The organism is Bacillus sp. EKM208B, assembly GCF_011800725.1.
GTDB classification, from domain to species: Bacteria; Bacillota; Bacilli; order Bacillales; family Bacillaceae; genus Bacillus; species Bacillus velezensis.
Map to the genome: position 1 here is coordinate 246,141 of NZ_JAANHO010000004.1, position 22,865 is coordinate 269,005.

A 22,865-nucleotide genomic window follows, 5' to 3' on the forward strand; every position below is an offset into this window, starting at 1 on the left:
CCTCCTGACTTTTTAGTCAGCTATCTTAGTAACCTGTATAATATTAGGAAGTGTTGAAAGCTCGTCAAGCACTTCTTCTTCAATATTCTGATCGACCTCAATCGTCATCAGCGCAAGCTGGCCGACGTCCTTACGCGCCACTTCCATATGTCCGACGTTGATGGAGAATTTCGCCAGCACATTGGCAACGCCTGCAATCGTGCCGAATTTATCATTGTGAACGACTAAAATAGCCGGATGGTTTCCGGAAAGACGCAGCTCAAAGCCGTTGAGCTCCGTGATTTCTATTTTTCCGCCGCCGATGGAAATACCGGTAAGGGCAAGCTCTCCCTCATCATCAGAAATGACGAGACGCGCCGTATTCGGATGAACGGGCACGGCATCCTCTGTACGGAACTCTACATATATGCCCTTCTCTTCCGCAATTTGAATCGCTGTTTTAATCCGTTCATCAAATGTATCAAAATCAAGCAGGCCGCCGATAATCGCGACATCAGTGCCGTGACCCTTATACGTCTCCGCAAATGATCCGTAAAAAGACACAATGATCCGGCGGGGCTCCCGCCTGAATAGGCTTCTGGCCACTCTGCCGATCCGGGCGGCGCCTGCGGTATGTGAACTGGACGGACCGATCATTACCGGGCCGATAATATCAAAAACGCTTCTATACTTCATGCTGGTTTGTTCCTCCTTAACATCACTTCATTCAGCGCTTTTCTTTAGACTAATTGAACATTTCTCAATTGGCAAGCAGGCACACTGCCGCACTGCCGCAGGTAAATAAAGACATAAGAATAGAAGGGCCTGATAAGCCCTTCTATTCTGCCGCAAATATATATGGATACAGAGGCTGTCTGCCGTTATGGATTTCAACCTCGATATCTTCACAGACGCTAGCAATATACTCAGCGAGTTTCTCAGCTTCTTCTTCCGGAGCGTCCTCTCCGTACAAGATGGTGACAATTTCATCTTCTTCCCCGATCATTTCATCCAGCAGCAATTTTGCCGCACTCATCCGATCTTCGGCGCTGCCGATAATTGAACTGTTTAAAATGCCGATAAAATCACCTTTTTTAATATCTTTGCCGTCAATATGGGTGTCTCTGACTGAATATGTCACCTGTCCGCTTTTCACATTCCGGATGGCCTCAAGCATATTGGCTTCATTTACGTCAGCCGGCTGGTCAGGGTTAAACGCAAGCAGGGCGGTCATGCCTTGAGGGACCGTTTTTGCCGGAATGACAATGACATTTTCTTCAGCCACGCTCGCCGCCTGATTGGCAGCCATCACAATATTGGAATTGTTCGGAAGAATGAAAACCGTCTCCGCATTGACAGACTGAACGGCTTCAACAATATCTTCCGTGCTCGGATTCATTGTCTGGCCGCCTTCGATTACGTGTGAAGCGCCGATGCTCGTAAACAATTCAGAAATGCCCTCTCCCATTGCCACAGTCACGATGCCAAAAGGCTTGCGGGCTTCTTTCATAACGCCGGCCGGCTTTTTTTCATCATGTTCTTGGCTGATGATTGAAGTATGCTGTTCCCTCATGTTTTCAATTTTAATTTTAATCAAATCGCCGTAACGCTGTGCGAGATTGAGTACGTTCCCTGGTTCTTCGGCATGAATATGGACTTTCGCCAGCGTATCATCAGCCACGACCAGCAATGAATCGCCGAAACGGCTCAGTTCGTTTCTGAACGTCTCTTCCTTGAACGTCCGTTTATCTTGATCCAGCCTCACCATCACTTCCGTACAAAATCCGAATTCAATGTCTTCTGTACTCAGCATGCTTTGCGCGCTTTTATGATGCTCGGCATTCACCATATCATCGAGTGCCGGAAGAACCGCTTTTTTCGGTACGGCCTCTCCTTTTAAAGCAGCCAAAAAGCCTTCATATACACAAAGCAGACCTTTTCCGCCGCTGTCAACGACACCGACGTCCTTTAAAACAGGAAGCAGATCCGGCGTGCGGTTCAGCGACGCTTCCGCTTCTTCAATAACGGCCTCCATGACCGAAATAATATCGGTTTCTTCTTTGGCCGAGGCGACCGCTTTTTTAGCCGCATCCTTAGCCACGGTTAAAATCGTTCCTTCAACCGGTTTCATGACCGCCTTATATGCCATATCCACTCCCGCTTGGAGTGCTGCGGCAAATTCTTGGGCGTCTATTTGGTTTTTGTTTTCAATGCTCTTTGTGAAACCTCTGAACAATTGGGACAAGATCACCCCTGAGTTTCCTCTCGCTCCCATAAGCAGGCCTTTTGACAGGGCGATGCCGACTTTGCCGATGTCGGGTGAGTCAATGTGCTCTACCTCTCTTGCACCGGATGACATCGATAAATTCATATTTGTTCCGGTATCGCCGTCAGGCACGGGAAACACGTTCAGCGCATCCACCGCGGATGCGTTTTGAGACAATGTCTCAGCCCCCGCCAGAATCATTGCCGCAAAAGCTCTCCCATCTAAGTTTCGTCTAGACAATACTCATCCTCCTCACTACGGGTTCGTTACTCGTACGCCTTGGACATAAATATTTACAGAATCAACTGCAAGTCCGATTGTTTGATTTACTGTGTATTTTACCTTCGTCTGAACATTGTGGGCTACTTCGGATATTTTAGTGCCGTAGCTGACAATAATGTACATGTCGATATGTATTTGTTCGGCTTCCTGACGGACATGTACGCCTTTTGCGAAGTTCTCTCTCCGGAGGATTTCAGACAAACCGTCTTTAATCTGGTTTTTTGAGGCCATCCCCACTATTCCGTAACAGTCAATGGCAGCGCCTCCGGCAACCATTGCGATGACTTCGTTGGATATATCAATCTGTCCGTATTTTGTCTTCATTTCAATGGACACACAGGTTCCTCCTTCAGGTGCATAGAGTTATCATTATTCTACTATATGTATCCCATTATGAAAAGAAAAGATACAGACAGCGGCCTTCAGCGCGGAAATGTGATTGGTTTTACATGTCAAGTGATTTTTCTTGAAAGTAAGGGAAACAATAGTTGCAAACGGTTTTTAGCTGTGGTAAATTATTTAAAGTATTGTATAACGAAAGCATCTGAGAAACTATGTTTGAAAAGATGTTTCGCGCAGTTAGGAGGGAAACAAATGGCACGTAAATGTTTTATTACAGGTAAAAAAACAAAAGCCGGAAACAACCGTTCTCACGCAATGAACGCTTCTAAGCGTACTTGGGGCGCCAACCTTCAAAAGGTCCGCATCCTCGTTGACGGCAAACCTAAAAAAGTGTATGTATCTGCCCGGGCTTTAAAATCCGGTAAAGTTGAGCGTGTATAAGCAAAAATGAACGCCTGCCCTTTTATGCGGCAGGCGTTTTTTATGCGTTCAAAGAGGGCAATTTCAGCTTCTTGGGCTTACTCTTTTCTAAATGAGCCCAGCATCGCCCGGACAATTCCTCCTAAAAACTTCGGCAATTTAATGGTATAAAATTTCATTTTGTCCCCTCCTATAAGTCCCGTATCCGCTGCGTTCATCACTTTAGGATTCATGGTTTTTTCCGCATATGGCAGAAGCCGCTTTTTAATCCGCGCTCCTTACCATTATTAATATGCCTTTTGCAAACGAAAAAGTACCTCGTGAATGAATGAGTTCGTTACTAATACATAGTGTGGAACCCAGAGGAATATGACAATTATCAAGGGGATATTTAAAACCGTCGAGTGTCAGGCCGTCTGCCGCTTCCGTAAATGGAATGAAAGAAATATAGCGTCTGCGCGCTTTTTCTTCAATTGTATAACGGCCGGGCCCGAACATCTGAATGTCATTCTGCCGGTCGATCAGCTCGACATCGGTATTCTTATGTAAGGCTTTATACAGCAGCTGGATGTTCCCTAAAAAGTGATCGGCTCTTCCGCCCGTCACACCGAACATCCGAATGGTTTCCGGTTCTTTTTGTAAAGCCCAGTCAAGGGCGAGTTCAAGATCGGTATAATCTTTTTCCGCCTGATACACATGGAGGGCCGGCGCCGCTTTTTGAATCTGCATGAGCTCCTCTTCCGTAATGCTGTCAAAATCACCGAAAGCTTCCTGCGGAATGATTCCGGCTTCCAAAAGAGAAACCGTCCCTTTATCGACTCCGACCCACGTCGTATCTCCGTCTGTGTATTCGGATAGATCGGGAATAAGTTCCCGCGGGCCGCCCGCAACGATATTGATTGTCTTCATATGTTTTCCTCTCTCTTAGACGCGAAAAGAGCCGGCGGCTTTCACCGGGCTCTTTTTCAGCATGTTTATTACGCGTTTCGGATGTCAGCGATGGCTTTTTTCCGATCCGGCTGATTATATACGGCAGACCCGGCAACAAGCAGATTGGCGCCCGCTTCAGCGCATAAAGGGGCTGTTTCTTTATTAACGCCTCCGTCCACCTCGATTAAAAGCTCAGACAGGCCTTTCTCCTCAGCCAGCTGTTTGACCTGACGGATTTTCGGCAGAACCGAATGAATGAAGCGCTGGCCGCCAAAACCGGGGTTAACCGTCATTAACAGCACAAGGTCAAGTTCCTCGATCACATGTTCAATCATTTGGACGGGCGTATGCGGATTGAGCACAACTCCCGCTTTTACCCCCTGCTCTTTTATCAATTGAATGGTCCGGTGAAGATGCGGACACGCTTCAGCATGAACGGAAAGGATGTCCGCGCCGGCTTTTGCGAATGCCGGTATGTAGCGGTCCGGGTTTTCAATCATAAGATGGACATCCAGCGGCAGATCAGTCACCGGACGGACGGCTTCAACGATAAGCGGCCCGATTGTAATGTTAGGGACGAAATGGCCATCCATGACATCAATATGGATATAGTCCGCCCCTCCTTTTTCCACGTCTTTAATTTCCTCGCCCAGTGAAGCAAAATCGGCGGAAAGAATTGATGGCGCAACCTTAATCATATTAATACCTCGGCTTTCTCTCTTTTATTTCCTGCATAAATTCTTTGTAATGCTCATAGCGGTACGGCTGAATCTCTCCTTCTTCCACCGCTTGCTTTACCGCGCATTTCGGCTCCTTAAGATGCAGACAGCCTCTGAATTTGCAAGAGGCGCTTATTTCTCTGATCTCAGGGAACGTGCTGCCCAGCTCATCTTCCTCAATGCCGGTAAATTCAAGCGAACTGAACCCCGGAGTATCCGCCACCAGACCGCCTGATGTATGAATGAGCTCCACATGGCGCGTCGTATGTTTTCCGCGTCCCAAATGCGCGGAAATCTCGTTTGTTTTCAGCTCAAGCTCCGGGCTGATCGCATTTAAAAGCGAAGATTTTCCGACTCCCGACTGACCGGCAAACACCGTCGTTTTGTTCTCGAAGTGTTTCACAATGCCTGTTAAACCGCTGTTTTCTTTTGATGACGTCACATATACGTCATAACCGATCCCCTGATAGTCTTTCACGTAAGAAAGTATCGCCTCTTTCGATTCCCCGTCTGCAGCTAAGTCTATTTTGGTTATGCAGATGATCGGGTGAATGCCGTTGGCTTCCACAAGGACGAGAAAACGGTCCAATAAAGACGTGCTGAACGCCGGCTGAACGGCAGAAAAGACGAGAACGGCCTGATCGACATTTGAAATCGGCGGCCTGATCAGCTCGTTTGTTCGTTCTTTGATTTCCAGCAAGTAGCCTTCTTTATCATTTTCAGCCTGATAAACGGCATAATCGCCGACCAGAGGCGTTATTTTATTTTTTCTGAAAATGCCCCGGCCCCTGCATTGAATGATCTTGTCCTGTGATTCATCCAAGACATAATAGAATCCGCTTAACGCTTTTATAATTTTGCCCTCAGGCATAGGGTCCCTCCTTGTCAGTCATTATCTTTCGGGTATTCAATCGTTTTGTAGCTGACGACTTTATGATCGACCATCACTTGGTAATACCCCTTCTGTCCCTGATCAATCTTCAGTTCAATTGTTTTTTCAGTCGGCTCTTTTATTTTAAATGAGTCATACGTATCAGAGATGCTGTGGTCCTTATCATCGATGGCGATTTGCACTTCAAGCTCGTCCCCTTCATGTTCGGGTTCGTAAGGAATGCTGATTTTTTCTTTTACCGTTTTCGCCGGTTTTTCTTCAGGTCCGAGCGAGAACGTCACTTCAACATTACTTCCCGGCTTAACCGCAGTGCCGGCTGCCGGCTCTTGCTTCATGACTTGTCCTTTTGGCACGTCATCTGAATGGGCTTGTTTTTCAACAAGCTGCAGGCCGTTATCTTCAAGATACCCTGAAGCCGCTTCTTTGCTGTAAGTCTTTAAGTCCCTCAGCGTAACGTCCGCCGGGCCGAGGCTGACCGTTAGATTGACTTCATCGTCGCTTCCGACCATGTCGGTGCCGGCTGACGGGTCCTGATCAATTACGGTGCCGGCCTCGCTGTCATCGTTCTCTTCTTTGACATTGACATGTTTGAAGCCTTTGTCCTTCAGCGCTTTTTTTGCGTCGCCGATCTGCCGCCCTTTCACGTCGATCAGCTGGGTTTTCGGTTTTCCGATGCTTTTGTACAGTTTTACAGAAGAGCCTTCTTTAACGGTAGACCCCGCTTTTGGGTCCGTTTTGACCATTAATTCCTCTTCTATTTTGTCATCTTCAATGTCCGTTATATCAGGATCCGCCCGGAGCCCGTTCTTTTCAAGCAGTGCTTCCGCTTTTTCGTACTTCATGCCCCGTACGTCGGGGACGCTTACATCTTTAGGCATAAACAAAGACGGGAACACGGTGACCGCAAGAACAGCCGCCATAATGAAAATGAAACAGACGGACAGCAAAACCCACGGCCATTTCCGTTTTTTCTTTTTGGCGGGCTGCTGTTCCTTATCGTCCGTCTCCCCCGGCGTTTCCGCCTGAGGTGCGGCTTTTGCGCCGTCAGTAATAACGGGAATGGCTTTTGTCATTTCCTCATCATCCTGAACGGAAAATTTTTGTTCATTCAGCCTGCCGGCGTCAAAAGCCGTTCTGATGTCCGCTTCCATGTCCTCGGCGCTTTCATAGCGGTGAAACGGGTCTTTGGCGGTTGCCTTTAAAATAATGTTTTCGACGCTCTGCGGAATGGAAGGGTTCCACTTTCTGGCGGAAGGCGTTTCTGTTTGCAGATGCTTTAGCGCTATGCTGACGGCTGATTCTCCGTCAAAAGGAATTTTACCTGTTAAAAGCTCAAACAGCACGATGCCGAGCGCGTAAATATCTGATTTTTTCGTTGCCAGACCGCCTCTCGCCTGCTCCGGAGACAAATAATGAACCGAGCCCAGCACAGAATTCGTATGTGTGATTGTCGTAGACGTAAGTGCTGTGGCGATGCCGAAATCCGTCACCTTGATATGCCCTAAATGATCTATCAATATATTGTGCGGTTTAATATCCCGGTGCACGATATGGTTTTGATGGGCATGGGCGATGGCCGAGACGATCTGCTCCATAACGGACAGCGCTTCTTTCGGATGAAGCGGTCCGTGTGCGGTTATGTATTCCTTTAATGTCATGCCTTCCACATATTCCATGACAATGTAATAAATATCGCCTTCCTCCCCGATATCGTAAATACTGACGATATTCGGATGATCGAGGCTTGATGCCGACTGTGCTTCTCTTCTGAAACGCCTGATAAAATCAATGTCATTCACAAAGTCAAACCGCAGAATTTTAATTGCGACTTCACGTTCGAGAATGATGTCCTCAGCTAAAAAAACGTTTGCCATTCCGCCGCCGCCAATGGGCCGGAGGATATGATAACGCCCGCTGATCCGCTTGCCGGTTAGCACTTGTCTTCACCCTCTTTTGCATCTGCGGAAAACTCAATCAACACAGCCGTGATGTTATCTTCGCCGCCGTTTTGATTCGCTTTGCTGATGAGAAGGTCTACTTTTTCCTGAGGATCAGATTCGGCTTGAAGCATTTGTTTGATCTCGTGATCTTCTATTTTATTTGACAATCCGTCAGAGCATAAAAGCAGCTGATCGCCGTCAGACAGTTCAAAAGAACGGGCGTCGGGACTGATGGTTTCATCTGTCCCCAGCGCTCTCGTCAATACATTTTTCCGCGGATGGTGCTCGGCGTCCTCTTTCGAAATTTCCCCCGTCTTGACCAGCTCATTCACAAGCGAATGGTCTTCAGTCAGCTGAGTGAATTCCCCATCTTGAAGCAGGTAGCACCGGCTGTCTCCGATATGAGCCACAGTGACAAACTTCCCCGTGAATAAGGCGCAAACAACGGTGGTGCCCATTCCCCGGCATTCTTCATTCGCTTTAGCGTGGTCATGTACTTTGACATTCGCCTCATGAATCCGGTCTTTCAGCCAATCCTCGCAAGCAGACGGCAGAGAAGGAACCGTTTCGGTCCGGTTCCACTGCTCTTCCATCGCCGCAACCGCCATCCTGCTCGCTACATCTCCGGCAAGATGACCGCCCATGCCGTCGGCGACAACCGCAAGCACCGCGTCTTCTTTTGTGAAAATGCCCGCCGCATCTTCATTATGCCGGCGGACTTTACCTGTATCTGTTTTCAAGGCTGTAATCAACCTCTTCACCTCGTCTCGTCTTGACGCTCCTTCGCGCGAAGCTGACCGCAGGCCGCGTCAATGTCATGGCCTTGCTCTCTTCTGATCGTGACATTTACACCGCGGGATTTTAACGTTTTTTCGAATGCGAAAATCTGATCTCTCGGTGTGCGGACGTAATCCCGTTCAGGCACATAGTTTACCGGAATTAAATTGACATGGCATTTCACGTCTTTTAACAGTTCTGCAAGCTCTTCTGCATGTTCGACCTGATCATTTACGCCGCCGAACAGCCCGTATTCAAAGCTGATCCGTCTGCCTGTTTTCTCGATGTAATATTTGACGGCCTCCATAAGGTCAGGAAGCTTATAGGCTTTGTTAATCGGCATCAGACGGCTTCTGATTTCCGTATTCGGAGCATGCAGAGAAATCGCGAAATTGATCTGCATTTTTTGATCGGCGAAATCGTAAATCTTCGGAATGATTCCGCTGGTGGAAACTGTGATATGACGCGCTCCGATGTTCAGCCCTTTATCGTGGTTAATGATTTTCAAGAAAGCGAGCATTTCGTTAAAGTTATCAAAAGGTTCACCGATTCCCATGATCACGACTGAGCTGACGCGTTCATCCGTTTCATCAAGCGCCTTTTGCACTTTCACGACTTGAGCGACGATTTCTCCCGCTTCAAGATTCCGTTTCAGACCGCCGAGCGTTGACGCGCAAAATGTGCAGCCGATCCGGCAGCCGACCTGTGTCGTTACACATACAGAATTACCATACTCGTGTCTCATTAAAACCGTTTCGATCGTATAACCGTCATGAAGCTCAAATAAAAATTTCATCGTGCCGTCTTGAGATGTCTGTTTTACAGCCGTTTTCAGCGTTGTCAGCACAAAATGGCTCTCGAGTTTTTCACGCAGGCTTTTTGAGAGGTTTGTCATTTCATCAAATGAAGAAACCCGCTTTTCATAGAGCCATTCAAAAATCTGTGCCGCGCGGAACGGCTTTTCGCCATTCTCAGTCAGCCATTGTTTGATTTCATCTAATTCAAAAGAGTAAATGGACGGCTGCTCAGTCCGCAGCTCTTTCCGTACGCTTGTCTTTTTTAATTGTGTCATTTTTTATCCCTTCTTTCTCATGCTGCTAATAAAGAAACCGTCTGTTCCGAAATAATGCGGAAGAATTTGAAGGCTTCCATCCTGAACAAAGGGTCTCGCCTTTTCAGGCAGCCGCTTTTCAAGAGACAAATCGGGTTCAAACTCAGGGTGTTCTTGTATAAACGCATGCATAACTTCTTCATTTTCTGTCCGGTCCATTGTACACGTACTGTATACGAGTGTGCCACCTTTTTTTACTAATGGGGCGATTTCCCTTAAAATGCCGAGCTGGATTTCTGACAGCCGTCTGCTGTCCTCCGGCGTCTTCGTATATTTCATATCGGGTTTTCTTCTGATGACGCCGAAACCTGAGCAAGGGGCATCAACGAGAATACGGTCAAACCGTTCTGCGCCAAAGGCCTCTCCCGCTTTTCGCGCATCCATCGTTTGTGCGTCGATGATCGTAAGTCCGAGCCGTTCTGCGCCCTCTTTAATCAGCTTCACTTTATGGCGGTGAAGATCAAGCGATGTGAGGCTCCCCTCGTTCTCCATCAGTTCCGCAATGTGAGCCGACTTTCCGCCCGGTGCGGCGCATGCGTCTAAAACGGTTTCGCCCGGCTTCGGGTCCAGCGCCCGCGCGACAAGCATTGAGCTTTCATCCTGTATGGATACCCGGCCGTTTTGGAAAAATGCCGTGTTCGCGATGCTTCCTTTTAAAAGCTTAATCGCATCAGGAGAAAGGTCTCCGGCTTCTGCTTCCAGACCGGCATTCTCCATCTCATTCAGCACCGTTTCCCTGTCGCTCTTTATGTGATTGACACGGAGCGTCTGCTTCGGCGGAATGAGATGAATCCGGCAGATCTTTTCAGCCGCCTCAAAGCCGTACGCCTCGACCCACTCTTTTACGAGCCATTCGGGATGGCTTGTCTCTGTGGAAAGACGGAGAACCGGGTCTTCAATTTCAGCGAATGACGGCGCCCCCTCACGCTGCAGGGAGCGGAGGATGCCGTTGACAAAGGACGCAATGCCCTTATGCCCGCGTTTTTTGGCGATTTCAACCGCTTCATGGATGGCGGCGCGATCCGGAATTTTTTCTAAATACTCCATTTGATACGCGGACAGACGAAGCAGCTGAATCACCCACGGCTTCACCTTATTCGGCTTGCGGATAAAAGGCTTCAGCATATAGTCTAAGGCGATTTTATTTTGCAGCGTTCCGTAGACAAGCTCTGTCAGCAGTCCTCTGTCCTGATCGCTGAGCGTATTCGTTTTGATAACCGATGTAAGAAGCAGGTTGCTGTATGCCTGATTTTGCTCAAGCTTCTCAAGCGCTTCGAGGGCGAGCTCCCGGACATTAATTTTTTTCATTTGCTTCTCCTAACACGTCACCGGGCTGCACATTTTTGCCCCTTACAAAATCTTCGCCCTTCATCCGTTTTTTTCCCGCCGGCTGCAGCTCTGTGATTAAAAGGGCGGTGCTGTTTCCTGATGCGACGACAATGCCGTTTTGCTCCGTGCGGATGACTGTTCCGGGCGCAGCTTCAGTTTTTGCCGCAACTTTTTCAGAAGCCCATACTTTAATATTTTGACCGTTCAAAGTTGTATAGGCGACAGGCCAAGGGTTTAAACCTCTGATCTGGTTGTAAATCTCTTCTCCGGGCTTTGCCCAATCAATCCGCTCCTGCTCACGCTTAATGTTAGGCGCGTAAGTCGCTTTTGATTCGTCCTGTTTGATCGGTTTAATATTCCCGGAAATGACGTTCGGAACGGTCTCTGACAAAAGCTTTGCCCCCGCTATGCTTAATTTGTCGTGTAGCGTGCCGACGTTATCCGTTTCATCAATTTCCACTTCGATTTTCGAAATCATATCGCCCGCATCAAGCTTTTCAACCATATACATGATCGTCACGCCCGTTTTCTTCTTGCCTTGGAGAATCGAATAATGTATCGGCGCTCCGCCTCTTAATTCAGGCAATAGTGACGCGTGTACGTTGATACAGCCGTATTTCGGGCCGTCCAGCAGCTGCTTGGGCAGGATCTGTCCGAATGCCGCCGTAACAATCAGGTCCGGCTTCAGGCTGAGCACTTTTTCTATTTCTTCTTCGAGCCTTACTTTTTCGGGTTGAAGCACGGGAATGCCGTGACGTTCAGCTTCAGCCTTTACAGGAGGGGGCGTCATGATTTTTTTTCTGCCTTTCGGGCGGTCAGGCTGCGTAACGACACCAACCACTTCATACCCGTCTTCAATAAGCGTGCGCAGGACGGGAACTGAAAAGTCGGGCGTTCCCATAAAAACGATCCTTGTCATCCAATCATCCTTCCATTTCTGCCAGTTCTTCTTCAGTGTAGTAAGCCGTAATTTTTGATGTGAATAAAATGCCGTCTAAATGATCCATTTCATGCTGAACGGCTCTGGCCAAAAAACCCTCCGCTTCTAAAATAAACGGTTTTCCTTTACGGTCGTGGGCTTTTACCTTTACGTAATCCGGGCGGGTGACATCGCCGTAAACCCCGGGAAAGCTTAAGCAGCCCTCGACTCCGGTCTGTTCACCGATCTTTTCAAGAATAACCGGATTTACAAGGTCGATCCGGCCGCTTTCTTCACCGATGTCCACGACGGCCGCTCTTTTTAAAATGCCGATTTGCGGCGCGGCGAGGCCGACGCCATCCATTTCGAGCATCGTATCGTACATATCGTCAAGCAGTTTTTTTAATTTTTTATCAAATACTGTCACTTCATCGGCAGGTGTTTCCAGAACCTCCGCCGGGTGTGTGACGATTTTTTTCACAGCCAAAATTTTGCCCTCCAAAAACTAATGTTACATCAGCATGTACGGATTCATATCGATTGAAATCATTACATGCTTTTGCGCAATGTCGCGTTTATAGTGCTCCAGTATCTTTTTCAACTGAATCTGCAACTCGTTTTCCTGTCTGTATTTTATCACGCATTGATAGCGATATCTATCTTTGATCCTGGCGATCGGGGAAGCCGCCGGCCCGAGAATTTTCGTATCAGGCCCGCATCCCGCTCTTAAATAGTTTGTAATCTTTTCTGCGGTGACCGCGGCTTTTGCCGCTTCTTCATGAGAAACGGTCACCAGCGCCACGTAATAATAAGGCGGGTATGACTGGGCCCGTCTGTGCGCCATTTCCTGCTGAAAAAAAGTTTCATAGTCGTGCGTTTTCGTCAGCTGAATGCTGTAATGAGACGGTGTATACGTTTGAATAACCACCGTTCCCGGCTTTTCATGCCGCCCGGCCCGTCCGCTTACCTGCGTCAGCAGCTGGAATGTCTTCTCCGCAGCCCTGAAATCAGGGATGTGAAGCGTCGTATCTGCGCTTAATACTCCGACGAGCGTCACGTTCGGAAAATCAAGCCCTTTTGCGATCATTTGCGTACCGAGCAGGATATCCGCCTTCCCTTCACCGAACGCTGACAACAGTTTTTCATGGGCGCCTTTTCTTGAAGTGGTGTCCACATCCATCCTGATCACGCGCGCCTGAGGCAGCACTTTGGTAAGCTCCTCCTCCACACGCTGCGTGCCCGTGCCGAAAAAGCGGATATGTTCGCTGCCGCATTCCGGGCATGTTCCCGGGACAGGTTCCTCATGGCCGCAGTAATGGCATTTCAGCCTTTGTCCGTAGCGGTGATAAGTCATTGAAATGTCGCAATGCGGACATTGCGGCACATAACCGCAGTCCCGGCACATCACAAACGAGGAATACCCCCGTTTATTCAGGAAAAGGACGGCCTGCTCTTTTTTTGCAAGCTTCTCTTCCAGCTGTTCCATCAGCTCTCTTGAAAACATTGATCTGTTGCCGTTTCTCAGTTCTTCTCTCATATCAACGAGAGAAACGTCAGGCATGAGCTGGCGATTTACGCGATGTTTTAACGGAAGCAGCTCATAAACACCTTTTTTCGCCCGCGCAAATGATTCCAATGTCGGCGTGGCGCTCCCGAGGACGACCGGACAGCTGTGATGCTCGGCCCGGCGGATGGCTACGTCCTTTGCATGATACCGCGGCATTTCCTCCTGCTTATAGGAAGATTCGTGCTCTTCATCAATAATGATCATGCCGAGATTTTCAAACGGGGCAAAGATGGCCGATCTGGCTCCGACGACAAGCCGGACTTCCTTGCGCTGAATCTTCCGCCATTCATCGTATTTTTCACCTGTGGATAATCCGCTGTGCATGACCGCAACCTGCGAGCCGAAGCGGCCTTTAAAACGGTTGACCATTTGCGGTGTCAACGAGATTTCCGGAACGAGCACGATAGCTTCTTGTCCTTTTGCCAGCACTTTTTCAATGGATTGCAGGTAAATTTCCGTCTTGCCGCTTCCCGTGACGCCGTGAAGCAGAAAGACGTGATGGACATGGTCGGCTACGGCTTGTTTAATCGGCTCAAAAGCGGCCCGCTGCTCTTCTGTAAGAGAGAGCGGCTCTGTTTTTTTGAACATTCTGTCCTGATAAGGATCGCGGTAAACCTCCTCAAAGCTTTCCGTAAGAAGCCCCTTTTTAAGAAGCGTTTTCAGCGTCGCGGAACTGGAATCGGTCTTTTTGCAAAGCTCGGCCGCGGAAATCTTTGCTCCCCCGCCGATAAAATAAGTAAGCACGGCGAGCTGTTTAGAAGCCTGCTTTGTCAATGAACCTGCGTGCCGGGCGAGTTCTTCTTTGTCTGCCCCCGCTTCGATCATGCGGATCATTTTTTTATTCGTTTTTTGGGCGACTTTATATGTGATATCAATGCTTCCTTTGCGCACGAATTTTTGAAGTGACGAAAGAATGCTTTCATCGGTAATATCCGAGTACAGAAGACTTTTTTGATTCCTGAAAAGCTGTTTGATGTCCGGTGTCAGCGCTTCTTCGTCAACGACTTTCAGCTCTTTCTCGTACTTCGCCTTCAGTGCGGCGGGCAGCATTGCCTGAAGCGCCGTAATTTTAAACGACAGCGTTTTGTCAGAAAGCCATGAAGACAGCTGCATCAGTTCCTCAGTCAGAACGGGCGTCAAATCAAGAAGCTTCTCGACTTCCTTCATTGAGCCGCCGTTTAATTCAGACGAATCTTTCAAACCGGTCACAAATCCTTGAAGCTTGCGCGGGCCAAACGGGACAATCACCCGCATGCCGACTTCGATCATCCCTTTTAAATGATCGGGAATTTTGTAATCAAAGGGTCTGTCAATGTTTTTGGAGCTGACATCGACAATGACTTCTGCTACATTCATACCGGTTTTCGGTCCTCGGCTTTCAAAGCGGTCATTTCCTTCAGCATTTCAAAGGAAACGTCAAGTTTAGACATAAGCGCAAGCTCCCGTTTTCTTCCGTCCCGGAAATAGAAGGTGACGACATTCGTATCCGTGCCAAATCCGGCTCCTTCTGCTTTCACATCATTCGCAACGATCATATCAAGGTTTTTCTGTTCGAGTTTTCTGCGCGCATAGCGTTCGACGTCTTGCGTTTCAGCCGCAAATCCGACCAGCAGCTGGTGTGTCTTCCGTTCGCCGAGTTCTTTCAGTATGTCTGCCGTACGGTTGAATTCGATCACGAGCGAACCGTCTTTCTTCTTCATTTTGTGATCAGAAACAGCCGCCGGCGTAAAATCGGCCACGGCCGCCGTCTTAATCACCATGTCGCATGAATCAAACACAGAAAGCACGGCTTCTCTCATATCGGCTGCCGATTGCACAGGAAGAAACTGATACAGCCCGACTGGCGGCTCTATTGACACCGGGCCTGAAATCAGCGTCACCCGCGCCCCGAGACGGACGGCGGCTTCAGCAGCGGCGTAGCCCATTTTGCCGGTGGATTTATTTGTGAAGAAGCGGACAGGGTCCACGGCTTCGCGCGTCGGACCGGCCGTAATGACAATATGTTTTCCTTTCAGCGGCGCATCGTCTTCAGGCTCCTTAAAATGCTCTCTGACACGCTCAACAATAAGCTCCGGCTCCTCCAGCCTTCCTTTGCCGACATATCCGCATGCCAAATAGCCTTCACTCGGCTCGATAAAGCGGACCCCGTCCTGATAAAGCACAGAGATATTCCGTTTCACCGCCGGATGATCATACATATGGACATTCATCGCAGGCGCCACCCAGACCGGGGCCTCAGCCGCCAGCACCGTCGTTGTGAGCATATCGTCAGCAATTCCGTTGGCAAGCTTGCCGATGATATTTGCCGTAGCGGGCGCGACAATAATTAAATCCGCCCAGTCAGCGGCATCAATATGAGAAATCACCTTCGGATTTTGTTCATTAAATGTATCTGTATACACTTCATTCCGGCTCAGCGCCTGAAATGTCAGCGGAGAAACAAACTCACGCGCGGACTCAGTCATAATCACTTTGACGTTTGCGCCGGCCTGAACCAGCTTGCTCGTGAGTGCGGAAGCTTTATAAACGGCAATTCCTCCGCTTACGCATAGCAGAATGTTTCGGTTTTTCATGAAGTCTTCTCCCCTTTATGAAAGCATTGGACAAATCCCAAACGGAAAAAAATAACAACCTATGTAGAGATAGGTTGCTACGTGTGCTTGTTATTCGCTGTCTTCTCTTTCAAACGAAAGCAGGCCCGCGTCAATTTCTTCTAAAGCTTTGCCTACATATTTGTGAGAAATGGTATGTTCAATCTGCTGGTCTTTTTTGATCTGCATTTCACGCGCGCGTCTTGCAGACACGGTCACCAGCGTATATTTAGAATCTAATTTATTCATTAAAGAGTCAATTGACGGATCTAACATAAGTTATTCTACCTCCAGCATTTTCTTATATCTCGGAGCGACGCGTTCACGTTTTAAGTGCTCGGCGAGAACGATTGCGTTAATCTTATCGCAAGCCGTTTGGATATCGTCGTTTTCAACGACATAATCATACGCGTCCATCATTTCGATTTCAGCTTTTGCGGCATTCATTCTGTTTTCGATTAAATCGTCGGTTTCAGTCCCTCTTGTCACGATTCTGTTTTTCAGTTCAGAAAGACTCGGCGGCGCTAAGAAGATAAACAGGCCTTCCGGAAATGCATTCCGCACTTGGAGCGCGCCCTGCACTTCAATCTCTAAGAAGACGTCTTTTCCTTCTTGAAGCGTCTGTTCGACATAATCAACGGGCGTTCCGTAATAGTTGCCGACATATTCCGCCCACTCAAGCAGTTTGTTGTTTTCAATCATGCGTTCGAATTCATCTCTAGATTTAAAGAAATAATCGACGCCGTCGACCTCGCCCTCTCTCGGGTTTCTCGTCGTGACTGAAATTGAGTATTCAAATTTCGTGTCCTGTTGTGAAAATATTGCTTGCCGAACCGTTCCTTTTCCAACTCCGGAGGGACCTGAGAGAACGATTAATAACCCTCTTTCTTTCATGCGGCAATTACCCCTGCCCTTCATCCATAATTTCTTCTTTCACAGAAAGTCTGTGTGCAACTGTCTCAGGCTGGACGGCAGATAAGATAATGTGATCACTATCCATGACGACAACTGCACGGGTTCTTCGTCCGTATGTAGCGTCTATTAGCATTCCGCGGTCTCTTGCATCCTGGATCATTCGCTTTATTGGCGCAGACTCCGGGCTGACAATCGAAATCATCCGATTGGCGGAGATGATATTGCCAAATCCGATATTAATCAGTTTAATCGTCATCTTCTACGTTCCCCCTGTAAAATAGACGTCTCTAGTGTAACCTGAAGAGACCGTCTGTAAACAATACGCACAGTCGCTATTCTATATTTTGCACTTGTTCCTTCAATTTTTCAATAGAACTTTTCATTTCAACGACAAGCTTTGTGATTTGATGATCATTGGCTTTTGAGCCGATCGTGTTCGCTTCCCGGTTAAGCTCCTGAACAAGGAAATCAAGTTTGCGGCCGACTGCCCCGCCTTCTTTTAATATATCACGGAATTGAACAAAATGGCTCTTCAATCTGGTAATTTCTTCCGTAATATCAGAACGGTCGGCGAAAATGGCGCATTCCGTGATCAGCCTGCTTTCGTCGAGTGCGTCCTCCGTCCATTCCTTCATTCGGGCGTAAAGACGCTCGCGGTATTGAATAACAACGGCCGAAGCGCGCTCTTTCACCTGTTCGGACAGCGTCTCAAGCCGCTCAATGTGCAGAAAGCAGTCTTCCGCCAAAAGCCGTCCTTCTTTTTCCCTCATGTCACAAAGTTCCTTTACAGCCAGCTCAGCGGCTTCCCTGATGACTTCTTCAAGCTTGTCATCACGCATCTGTTCTTCGTGTATCTGCGCAATATGTTCAAATTTAAAGAAATCCATTGCATCGGGTTCTGCGGCCAGGCTGTAGCGCTCTTTCATGACGCGTGCGGCGCTCACATATTCATCAAGGAGCTCCCAATCGATGTTCAGGCTTCTTTTTATGAGCGCGTCACTGTTTACAGTGAGAAACAGCTCTACTCTTCCGCGCTGTATATGCTGCAATATCGTTTGTTTCAGCTTATCCTCTACATATAGCAAAGGCCGTGGCAGGCGGGCGTTCACTTCTTTGAACCGGTAATTGACGGATTTCAATTCAACGGTTGCCGAGAGATCGCCTTTTGTGCTGCTTGCGCTGCCGAAGCCTGTCATACTCCGTATCATATGAAACACCCAATTCTTTCCCGTTATCAAAATAAAAGGGCAATAGACATGCTATTACCCCTAAGATTATATCATATGGAATTATTTTTTTCTTGTCAAAAGTGAACCCGCCAGCAAAAAAGTAGGTATGCCCGACATACCGATAATCAGCATCCAATCGCCCGGCGTAATCGGCACTGTTTTGAAAATCGGCTGCAGCGGCGGATAATAGATGACGATGACCATCAGGAAGATAGAAGAAATGATGGCGCCGAGCAGATAGATATTTTCAAACGGATTCCGGGAGAAAACAGACGTTTCGCTCCGGCAGTCAAACACGTGTATAAGCTGAGCCAGGACAAGAGTCGCGAATGCAACGGTCTGTGCGTAGGGCAGATTTTCAGGATTGCGGTGATAGACGATGATAAACGCTAAAATGGTTGCGGCTCCGATTAAAAACCCTCTTGATACGACTTTCCAGCCCAGTTTTCGCGCAAACACTCCTTCTTTCGGATGCCGCGGCTTCCGCCTCATCAGATCTCCTTCCGGCTGATCCATACCGAGGGCCATCGCCGGCAGCCCGTCAGTGACTAAGTTCACCCACAATATCTGAATCGGAACGAGCGGCAGCGGCAGAGCGAGAAGCATCGCAAACAGCATCACTAAAATTTCACCGACGTTGGAGGCGAGCAAATACCGGACGAATTTTCTTATATTTTCATAGATATTCCGTCCCTCTTTTATGGCTGATTTAATCGTAGCAAAGTTATCATCTACCAGAATGAGAGAAGAGGCTTCCTTTGCCACATCGGTTCCCGTCACGCCCATGGCAACACCGATATCTGCCTGCTTTATGGCCGGCGCGTCATTAACCCCGTCTCCCGTCATGGCGACGACGTGTCCGTTTTCCTGGAACGCTTTGACGATTTTCAATTTATGTTCAGGCGACACGCGTGCGAAGACGTAGACATCATCGACCGTTTCGATAAGTTCTTTCTCCGTAAGCTCATTCAGCGTCTTGCCGTCCATCACACGCCCCTTTTTCGGAAGAAGACGCAAATCTTTTGCAATGGCCTTTGCCGTTTCGACGTGATCCCCTGTGATCATAACCGTTTTAATGCCGGCTTCACGGCATTCTTTAATCGCCTGTCTGACCTCCGGACGGGGCGGATCAATCATGCCTGACAAGCCGAGCATCGTCAGATTTTTTTCCGCCTGCTCCATTGTCGGCTTTTCTCCGGGCTTAAGCGGTTTATAAGCAATCGCGATCGTACGCAAAGCTTGCGACGCCAGCTCTTTCAGAACCGCTTCCGTTTCTGCTTTCTTTTCTCCTGAAAATGGCGCGCTTCTTGCGTCGTACATCAGATGTGACGAGCGGTCAATCAGCACATCGGGCGCTCCTTTAGTGATGACGAACTGCTTTTTTTCCTTATCCTCTACAATGACGGTCATCATTTTGCGGACGGAGTCAAACGGAAACTCGGCAACCACGCGGTATTGCCCGTTGAGCCAATCGTTTGAATAGCCGCCCTTTCTTGCAGCCGTCAGCAGCGCTCCTTCTGTCGGATCGCCGTCGAGTACATAATGGCCGTCTTTCAGTGCGATTTCGGATGTGTTGCACAACGCGCCGAAAACCAGCATCTGTTCAAGAATCTTCTCATCTTTCAGCTTGATTTCCCGCTCATCTCGGGTGAAAACTCCCTCCGGCTCATAGCCGATGCCTGACACTTTAAATGTTTTTCCCCCTGACCACATATGGGTGACGGTCATTTTGTTTTGTGTCAGCGTGCCGGTTTTATCAGAACAAATGACAGAGGCGCAGCCCAATGTTTCAACCGCCGGGAGCTTTCTGACAATTGATTTTTGTTTGATCATGCGCTGGACGCCGATTGATAATGCCACCGTAACAATGGCGGGAAGCCCTTCCGGAATCGCGGCGACGGCCAATGACACCCCGGCCAAAAACATGCTGTAAAGCTCATGTCCCTGTAAGACGCCGACTGCAACGACCAATACCGTTAAAAGGAGCGCGACGATAATTAAAATTTTTCCGAGCTCTTCAAGCCTTCGCTGCAGCGGTGTTGAAAGGCTGCCGGCGGATTCCAGCATATCGGCGATTTTCCCCATTGCCGTATTCATTCCTGTACCGACGACGACGCCGACACCGCTGCCGCGCGTTACGATCGTACCCATAAACGCCATATTGCTGATGTCGCCTAACGAAACATCCGGCTTTCTCAGTTTATCAGCTTGTTTAACCACCGGAATTGATTCCCCGGTCAGCGCCGATTCCTCAATTTCAAGGCTTTTCGCTTCAACGATCCGCACATCCGCGCCAATCCGGTCGCCGCTTGAAAATTTCATGATATCGCCGGGAACGAGCTCCTTGGACTGAATTTTCTTCCAGCTCCCGTCCCGCAACGCTGACACATACGGCGTTGACAGCTCTTTTAATGCGTGTAAAGACTTTTCCGCCCGCCGCTCTTGAAAAAAACCGAGAACCCCATTGACAAATACAATCGCCATAATCGCTACGGCATCTACATATTCGCCTAAAAACCCGGATATTAAGGTTGCCGCCAGCAGCACGAGCACCATAAAATCTTTAAATTGGGCGAAAAACACGGCGATCGCCGGTGTCCTCTTGCCCTCCTGAAGCTCGTTCGGTCCGTGCTTTTCAAGGCGTTTTTTCACCTCTTTTTCGGTCAACCCCTGTTTAATGGACGTATTTGTTGCTTTCAGCAAATCGGTTTGTCCCATTTCATGAAACTTCATTCTTCTCGTCCACTCCCCTGCCTCGCTTTAGAGATGTCACTCTGTAAACAAGCTTATTCTGACTCGTCCCTTTTCATGCTATAATTATCGAATGCAGGAAGAAGGAAAGGGTGTTTTATATGTCTTTTGATGGCATGTTTACATACGGAATGACACATGAATTAAACAGCCGGATTGCCGGAGGCCGGATCACGAGAGTCCATCAGCCTTTTAAGCACGATGTGATATTCCATATCCGCGCTAACGGAAAAAACCATAAATTATTATTATCGGCGCATCCGAGCTATTCACGGGTGCACATGACGAATCAGGCCTATGAAAATCCGAGCGAGCCGCCGATGTTTTGTACGCTGCTCAGAAAGCATATAGAAGGCGGATTTATTGAGAAAATAGAACAGGCCGGATTAGACCGGATTATGATATTCCGCATAAAAAGCAGAAATGAAATCGGCGACGAAACCGTCAGAATGCTGTATGTTGAAATTATGGGACGGCACAGCAATATTATTCTGACCGACGGAGAAGGAGCCATCATCGACGGGCTGAAACATTTATCTCCGTCGATGAACAGCTACCGGACCGTTCTGCCGGGCTATGATTACAAGCTTCCTCCCGCTCAGGAAAAAATTTCGCCGCTCGCCGCGGATGAAGAAGACGTTTTGCGTTATCTCAGTTTTCAGGAAGGACGTCTTGACCAGCAGATCGTCAGACATTTCTCCGGTGTTTCTCCGCTGTTTGCAAAAGAAGCCGTTCACAGAGCGGGTCTCGCTAACAAAATAACGCTGCCGAAGACGCTGATTGAAATGTTCCATGCCGTAAAAGATTACAGGTTTACACCGAACATTACGACAGCCGGCGGAAAGGAATACTTTTATCTCCTGTCTCTCACACATGTAAACGGAGAGGAGCGCACCTTTCACTCTCTGAGTGAGCTGTTGGACCGGTTTTATTTCGGCAAAGCGGAACGCGACCGCGTCAAACAGCAGGCTCAGGATCTCGAGCGGTTTGTCGCAAATGAACGGAAAAAGAACGCCAATAAGATAAAAAAGCTGGAAAAGACGCTCGACTACTCAGAGAACGCGAAGGAATTCCAGCTATACGGCGAACTGCTGACGGCGAATTTATATATGCTGAAAAAAGGTGACAAAGAAGCGGAAGTCATCAATTATTATGATGAAGAAAGTAAGACGGTGACCATCCCTTTAAATCCGAACAAAACACCGTCAGAAAACGCGCAGATGTATTTTACAAAGTATCAAAAGGCGAAGAATTCCGTCGAGGTGGTAAAAGAACAGATCCGTCTGGCCGAGGAGGAAATCGCTTATTTCGATCAGCTGATCCAGCAGCTCTCCTCCGCCTCCACAAAGGATATTCACGAAATAAGGGAAGAGCTTGTGGAAGGCAAATATCTGCGACCGAAACAGCAGCGAGGACAGAAAAAGCAGAAGCAGCACGTTCCTGTTTTGGAGCAATATGAATCTTCACGGGGATTGACAATTCTTGTCGGCAAAAACAATAAACAAAATGAGTACTTAACGACAAAAGCTGCCGCAAGGGATGATTTATGGTTCCACACGAAAGACATTCCCGGTTCCCACGTTGTGATTAAAAGCAGCGATCCGGATGAACAATCCATACTGGAGGCGGCTGCGATCGCCGCTTATTTTTCCAAGGCGAAAGATTCCGGCTCCGTTCCCGTTGATTATACAAAAATCAGACACGTGAAAAAGCCAAACGGCGCAAAGCCCGGATTTGTCACCTATGACAGCCAGCACACCGTATTTGTCACACCTGATGCCGACCTTGTCATACGGCTGAAAAAATAAACGCACCTCCACCTCCAAGCTGAAACCCGCACTCAGCTTGGAGGTGTTTTTTATTACTTATAAACGGAGACGAAACTCTCCCAGCCGTCAGAACCGAT

At 48.3% G+C, this 22,865-nt stretch carries 22 protein-coding genes; 2 read left to right on the forward strand and 20 right to left on the reverse strand.

Annotated elements, in window-relative coordinates; translation table 11 throughout:
• Window positions 1-12: 12 nt before the first annotated feature.
• The 3 genes from sdaAB to G9F75_RS09185 form a co-directional block, all read right to left on the reverse strand.
• Window positions 13-675, reverse strand: coding sequence for an L-serine ammonia-lyase, iron-sulfur-dependent subunit beta (gene sdaAB, locus G9F75_RS09175; RefSeq protein WP_014417752.1), 663 nt, complete (start codon window positions 673-675; stop codon window positions 13-15).
• 142 nt (window positions 676-817) lie between these two features.
• Window positions 818-2,485, reverse strand: coding sequence for a DAK2 domain-containing protein (locus G9F75_RS09180; protein ID WP_014417751.1), 1,668 nt, complete (start codon window positions 2,483-2,485; stop codon window positions 818-820).
• A gap of 15 nt (window positions 2,486-2,500) precedes the next feature.
• The gene (locus G9F75_RS09185; RefSeq protein ID WP_003154327.1) at window positions 2,501-2,863 is read right to left on the reverse strand and encodes an Asp23/Gls24 family envelope stress response protein; all 363 of its coding nucleotides are present in this window, start codon (window positions 2,861-2,863) and stop codon (window positions 2,501-2,503) included.
• Between the two features lie 258 nt (window positions 2,864-3,121).
• Between G9F75_RS09185 and rpmB the strand changes: the two genes are divergently transcribed.
• A complete protein-coding gene (rpmB, locus tag G9F75_RS09190; protein WP_003154328.1) occupies window positions 3,122-3,310 on the forward strand; it encodes a 50S ribosomal protein L28 in 189 nt (62 codons plus the stop codon).
• 77 nt (window positions 3,311-3,387) lie between these two features.
• On the opposite strand, the gene spoVM is transcribed toward rpmB, so the two are convergent.
• The 17 genes from spoVM to G9F75_RS09275 all read right to left on the reverse strand — a co-directional run bounded on the left by spoVM (window position 3,388) and on the right by G9F75_RS09275 (window position 20,941).
• Entirely contained in the window at window positions 3,388-3,468 is an 81-nt protein-coding gene (gene spoVM, locus G9F75_RS09195; RefSeq protein WP_003154329.1) for a stage V sporulation protein SpoVM, read from the reverse strand.
• 85 nt (window positions 3,469-3,553) lie between these two features.
• A complete protein-coding gene (locus G9F75_RS09200) occupies window positions 3,554-4,198 on the reverse strand; it encodes a thiamine diphosphokinase (protein WP_014417750.1) in 645 nt (214 codons plus the stop codon).
• Between the two features lie 68 nt (window positions 4,199-4,266).
• Complete coding sequence (rpe, locus tag G9F75_RS09205; RefSeq protein ID WP_014417749.1) at window positions 4,267-4,917, reverse strand: ribulose-phosphate 3-epimerase; 651 nt, start codon at window positions 4,915-4,917, stop codon at window positions 4,267-4,269.
• A gap of 1 nt (window position 4,918) precedes the next feature.
• On the reverse strand, window positions 4,919-5,809 hold the full coding sequence (rsgA, locus tag G9F75_RS09210) for a ribosome small subunit-dependent GTPase A (protein ID WP_021493697.1): 891 nt from the start codon (window positions 5,807-5,809) through the stop codon (window positions 4,919-4,921).
• 14 nt (window positions 5,810-5,823) lie between these two features.
• Entirely contained in the window at window positions 5,824-7,767 is a 1,944-nt protein-coding gene (gene pknB / locus G9F75_RS09215; protein ID WP_021493698.1) for a Stk1 family PASTA domain-containing Ser/Thr kinase, read from the reverse strand.
• Window positions 7,761-8,522 (reverse strand): Stp1/IreP family PP2C-type Ser/Thr phosphatase, encoded by a 762-nt coding sequence (locus tag G9F75_RS09220; protein WP_021493699.1) that lies wholly within the window; start codon window positions 8,520-8,522, stop codon window positions 7,761-7,763. Before G9F75_RS09220 ends, pknB begins: the two co-directional genes overlap by 7 nt.
• A gap of 5 nt (window positions 8,523-8,527) precedes the next feature.
• Window positions 8,528-9,619 carry a dual-specificity RNA methyltransferase RlmN gene (gene rlmN, locus G9F75_RS09225; protein ID WP_014417746.1) on the reverse strand — a complete coding sequence of 364 codons (1,092 nt, stop codon included), beginning with the start codon at window positions 9,617-9,619 and terminating at the stop codon, window positions 8,528-8,530.
• A 3-nt stretch (window positions 9,620-9,622) separates the two neighbouring features.
• Window positions 9,623-10,966 carry a 16S rRNA (cytosine(967)-C(5))-methyltransferase RsmB gene (gene rsmB, locus G9F75_RS09230; protein ID WP_003154341.1) on the reverse strand — a complete coding sequence of 448 codons (1,344 nt, stop codon included), beginning with the start codon at window positions 10,964-10,966 and terminating at the stop codon, window positions 9,623-9,625.
• Window positions 10,953-11,906 carry a methionyl-tRNA formyltransferase gene (fmt, locus tag G9F75_RS09235; RefSeq protein WP_017417760.1) on the reverse strand — a complete coding sequence of 318 codons (954 nt, stop codon included), beginning with the start codon at window positions 11,904-11,906 and terminating at the stop codon, window positions 10,953-10,955. Before fmt ends, rsmB begins: the two co-directional genes overlap by 14 nt.
• 4 nt (window positions 11,907-11,910) lie before the next feature.
• Window positions 11,911-12,393, reverse strand: coding sequence for a peptide deformylase (def, locus tag G9F75_RS09240; RefSeq protein ID WP_167409063.1), 483 nt, complete (start codon window positions 12,391-12,393; stop codon window positions 11,911-11,913).
• Window positions 12,394-12,417: 24 nt separating this feature from the next.
• On the reverse strand, window positions 12,418-14,829 hold the full coding sequence (gene priA / locus G9F75_RS09245) for a primosomal protein N' (RefSeq protein ID WP_167409064.1): 2,412 nt from the start codon (window positions 14,827-14,829) through the stop codon (window positions 12,418-12,420).
• Complete coding sequence (coaBC, locus tag G9F75_RS09250) at window positions 14,826-16,046, reverse strand: bifunctional phosphopantothenoylcysteine decarboxylase/phosphopantothenate--cysteine ligase CoaBC (protein WP_003154345.1); 1,221 nt, start codon at window positions 16,044-16,046, stop codon at window positions 14,826-14,828. The genes priA and coaBC overlap by 4 nt, the downstream gene beginning before the upstream one ends.
• Before the next feature lie 90 nt (window positions 16,047-16,136).
• Window positions 16,137-16,340 (reverse strand): DNA-directed RNA polymerase subunit omega, encoded by a 204-nt coding sequence (gene rpoZ / locus G9F75_RS09255; protein WP_003154346.1) that lies wholly within the window; start codon window positions 16,338-16,340, stop codon window positions 16,137-16,139.
• A gap of 3 nt (window positions 16,341-16,343) precedes the next feature.
• On the reverse strand, window positions 16,344-16,958 hold the full coding sequence (gene gmk / locus G9F75_RS09260) for a guanylate kinase (RefSeq protein WP_003154347.1): 615 nt from the start codon (window positions 16,956-16,958) through the stop codon (window positions 16,344-16,346).
• A 7-nt stretch (window positions 16,959-16,965) separates the two neighbouring features.
• Window positions 16,966-17,235, reverse strand: coding sequence for an extracellular matrix/biofilm regulator RemA (gene remA, locus G9F75_RS09265; protein WP_003154355.1), 270 nt, complete (start codon window positions 17,233-17,235; stop codon window positions 16,966-16,968).
• Between the two features lie 76 nt (window positions 17,236-17,311).
• On the reverse strand, window positions 17,312-18,187 hold the full coding sequence (locus G9F75_RS09270) for a YicC/YloC family endoribonuclease (RefSeq protein ID WP_014417740.1): 876 nt from the start codon (window positions 18,185-18,187) through the stop codon (window positions 17,312-17,314).
• 81 nt (window positions 18,188-18,268) lie between these two features.
• Window positions 18,269-20,941: a calcium-translocating P-type ATPase, SERCA-type gene (locus G9F75_RS09275; RefSeq protein WP_021493704.1), complete on the reverse strand. Its 2,673-nt coding sequence runs from the start codon at window positions 20,939-20,941 to the stop codon at window positions 18,269-18,271.
• Between the two features lie 119 nt (window positions 20,942-21,060).
• Between G9F75_RS09275 and G9F75_RS09280 the strand changes: the two genes are divergently transcribed.
• The gene (locus G9F75_RS09280; protein ID WP_167409065.1) at window positions 21,061-22,767 is read left to right on the forward strand and encodes an Rqc2 family fibronectin-binding protein; all 1,707 of its coding nucleotides are present in this window, start codon (window positions 21,061-21,063) and stop codon (window positions 22,765-22,767) included.
• The last annotated feature ends 98 nt before the right edge of the window (window positions 22,768-22,865 follow it).

What these genes read in the sequence shown, in the direction of transcription:
- sdaAB (WP_014417752.1), bottom strand. Translation starts at nt 675, where the DNA reads ATGAAGTATAGAAGCGTTTTTGATATTATCGGCCCGGTAATGATCGGT.
- rpmB (WP_003154328.1), top strand. Translation starts at nt 3,122, where the DNA reads ATGGCACGTAAATGTTTTATTACAGGTAAAAAAACAAAAGCCGGAAAC.
- spoVM (WP_003154329.1), bottom strand. Translation starts at nt 3,468, where the DNA reads ATGAAATTTTATACCATTAAATTGCCGAAGTTTTTAGGAGGAATTGTC.
- G9F75_RS09200 (WP_014417750.1), bottom strand. Translation starts at nt 4,198, where the DNA reads ATGAAGACAATCAATATCGTTGCGGGCGGCCCGCGGGAACTTATTCCC.
- rpe (WP_014417749.1), bottom strand. Translation starts at nt 4,917, where the DNA reads ATGATTAAGGTTGCGCCATCAATTCTTTCCGCCGATTTTGCTTCACTG.
- rsgA (WP_021493697.1), bottom strand. Translation starts at nt 5,809, where the DNA reads ATGCCTGAGGGCAAAATTATAAAAGCGTTAAGCGGATTCTATTATGTC.
- rlmN (WP_014417746.1), bottom strand. Translation starts at nt 9,619, where the DNA reads ATGACACAATTAAAAAAGACAAGCGTACGGAAAGAGCTGCGGACTGAG.
- rsmB (WP_003154341.1), bottom strand. Translation starts at nt 10,966, where the DNA reads ATGAAAAAAATTAATGTCCGGGAGCTCGCCCTCGAAGCGCTTGAGAAG.
- fmt (WP_017417760.1), bottom strand. Translation starts at nt 11,906, where the DNA reads ATGACAAGGATCGTTTTTATGGGAACGCCCGACTTTTCAGTTCCCGTC.
- priA (WP_167409064.1), bottom strand. Translation starts at nt 14,829, where the DNA reads ATGAATGTAGCAGAAGTCATTGTCGATGTCAGCTCCAAAAACATTGAC.
- coaBC (WP_003154345.1), bottom strand. Translation starts at nt 16,046, where the DNA reads ATGAAAAACCGAAACATTCTGCTATGCGTAAGCGGAGGAATTGCCGTT.
- rpoZ (WP_003154346.1), bottom strand. Translation starts at nt 16,340, where the DNA reads ATGTTAGATCCGTCAATTGACTCTTTAATGAATAAATTAGATTCTAAA.
- gmk (WP_003154347.1), bottom strand. Translation starts at nt 16,958, where the DNA reads ATGAAAGAAAGAGGGTTATTAATCGTTCTCTCAGGTCCCTCCGGAGTT.
- remA (WP_003154355.1), bottom strand. Translation starts at nt 17,235, where the DNA reads ATGACGATTAAACTGATTAATATCGGATTTGGCAATATCATCTCCGCC.
- G9F75_RS09270 (WP_014417740.1), bottom strand. Translation starts at nt 18,187, where the DNA reads ATGATACGGAGTATGACAGGCTTCGGCAGCGCAAGCAGCACAAAAGGC.
- G9F75_RS09275 (WP_021493704.1), bottom strand. Translation starts at nt 20,941, where the DNA reads ATGAAGTTTCATGAAATGGGACAAACCGATTTGCTGAAAGCAACAAAT.
- G9F75_RS09280 (WP_167409065.1), top strand. Translation starts at nt 21,061, where the DNA reads ATGTCTTTTGATGGCATGTTTACATACGGAATGACACATGAATTAAAC.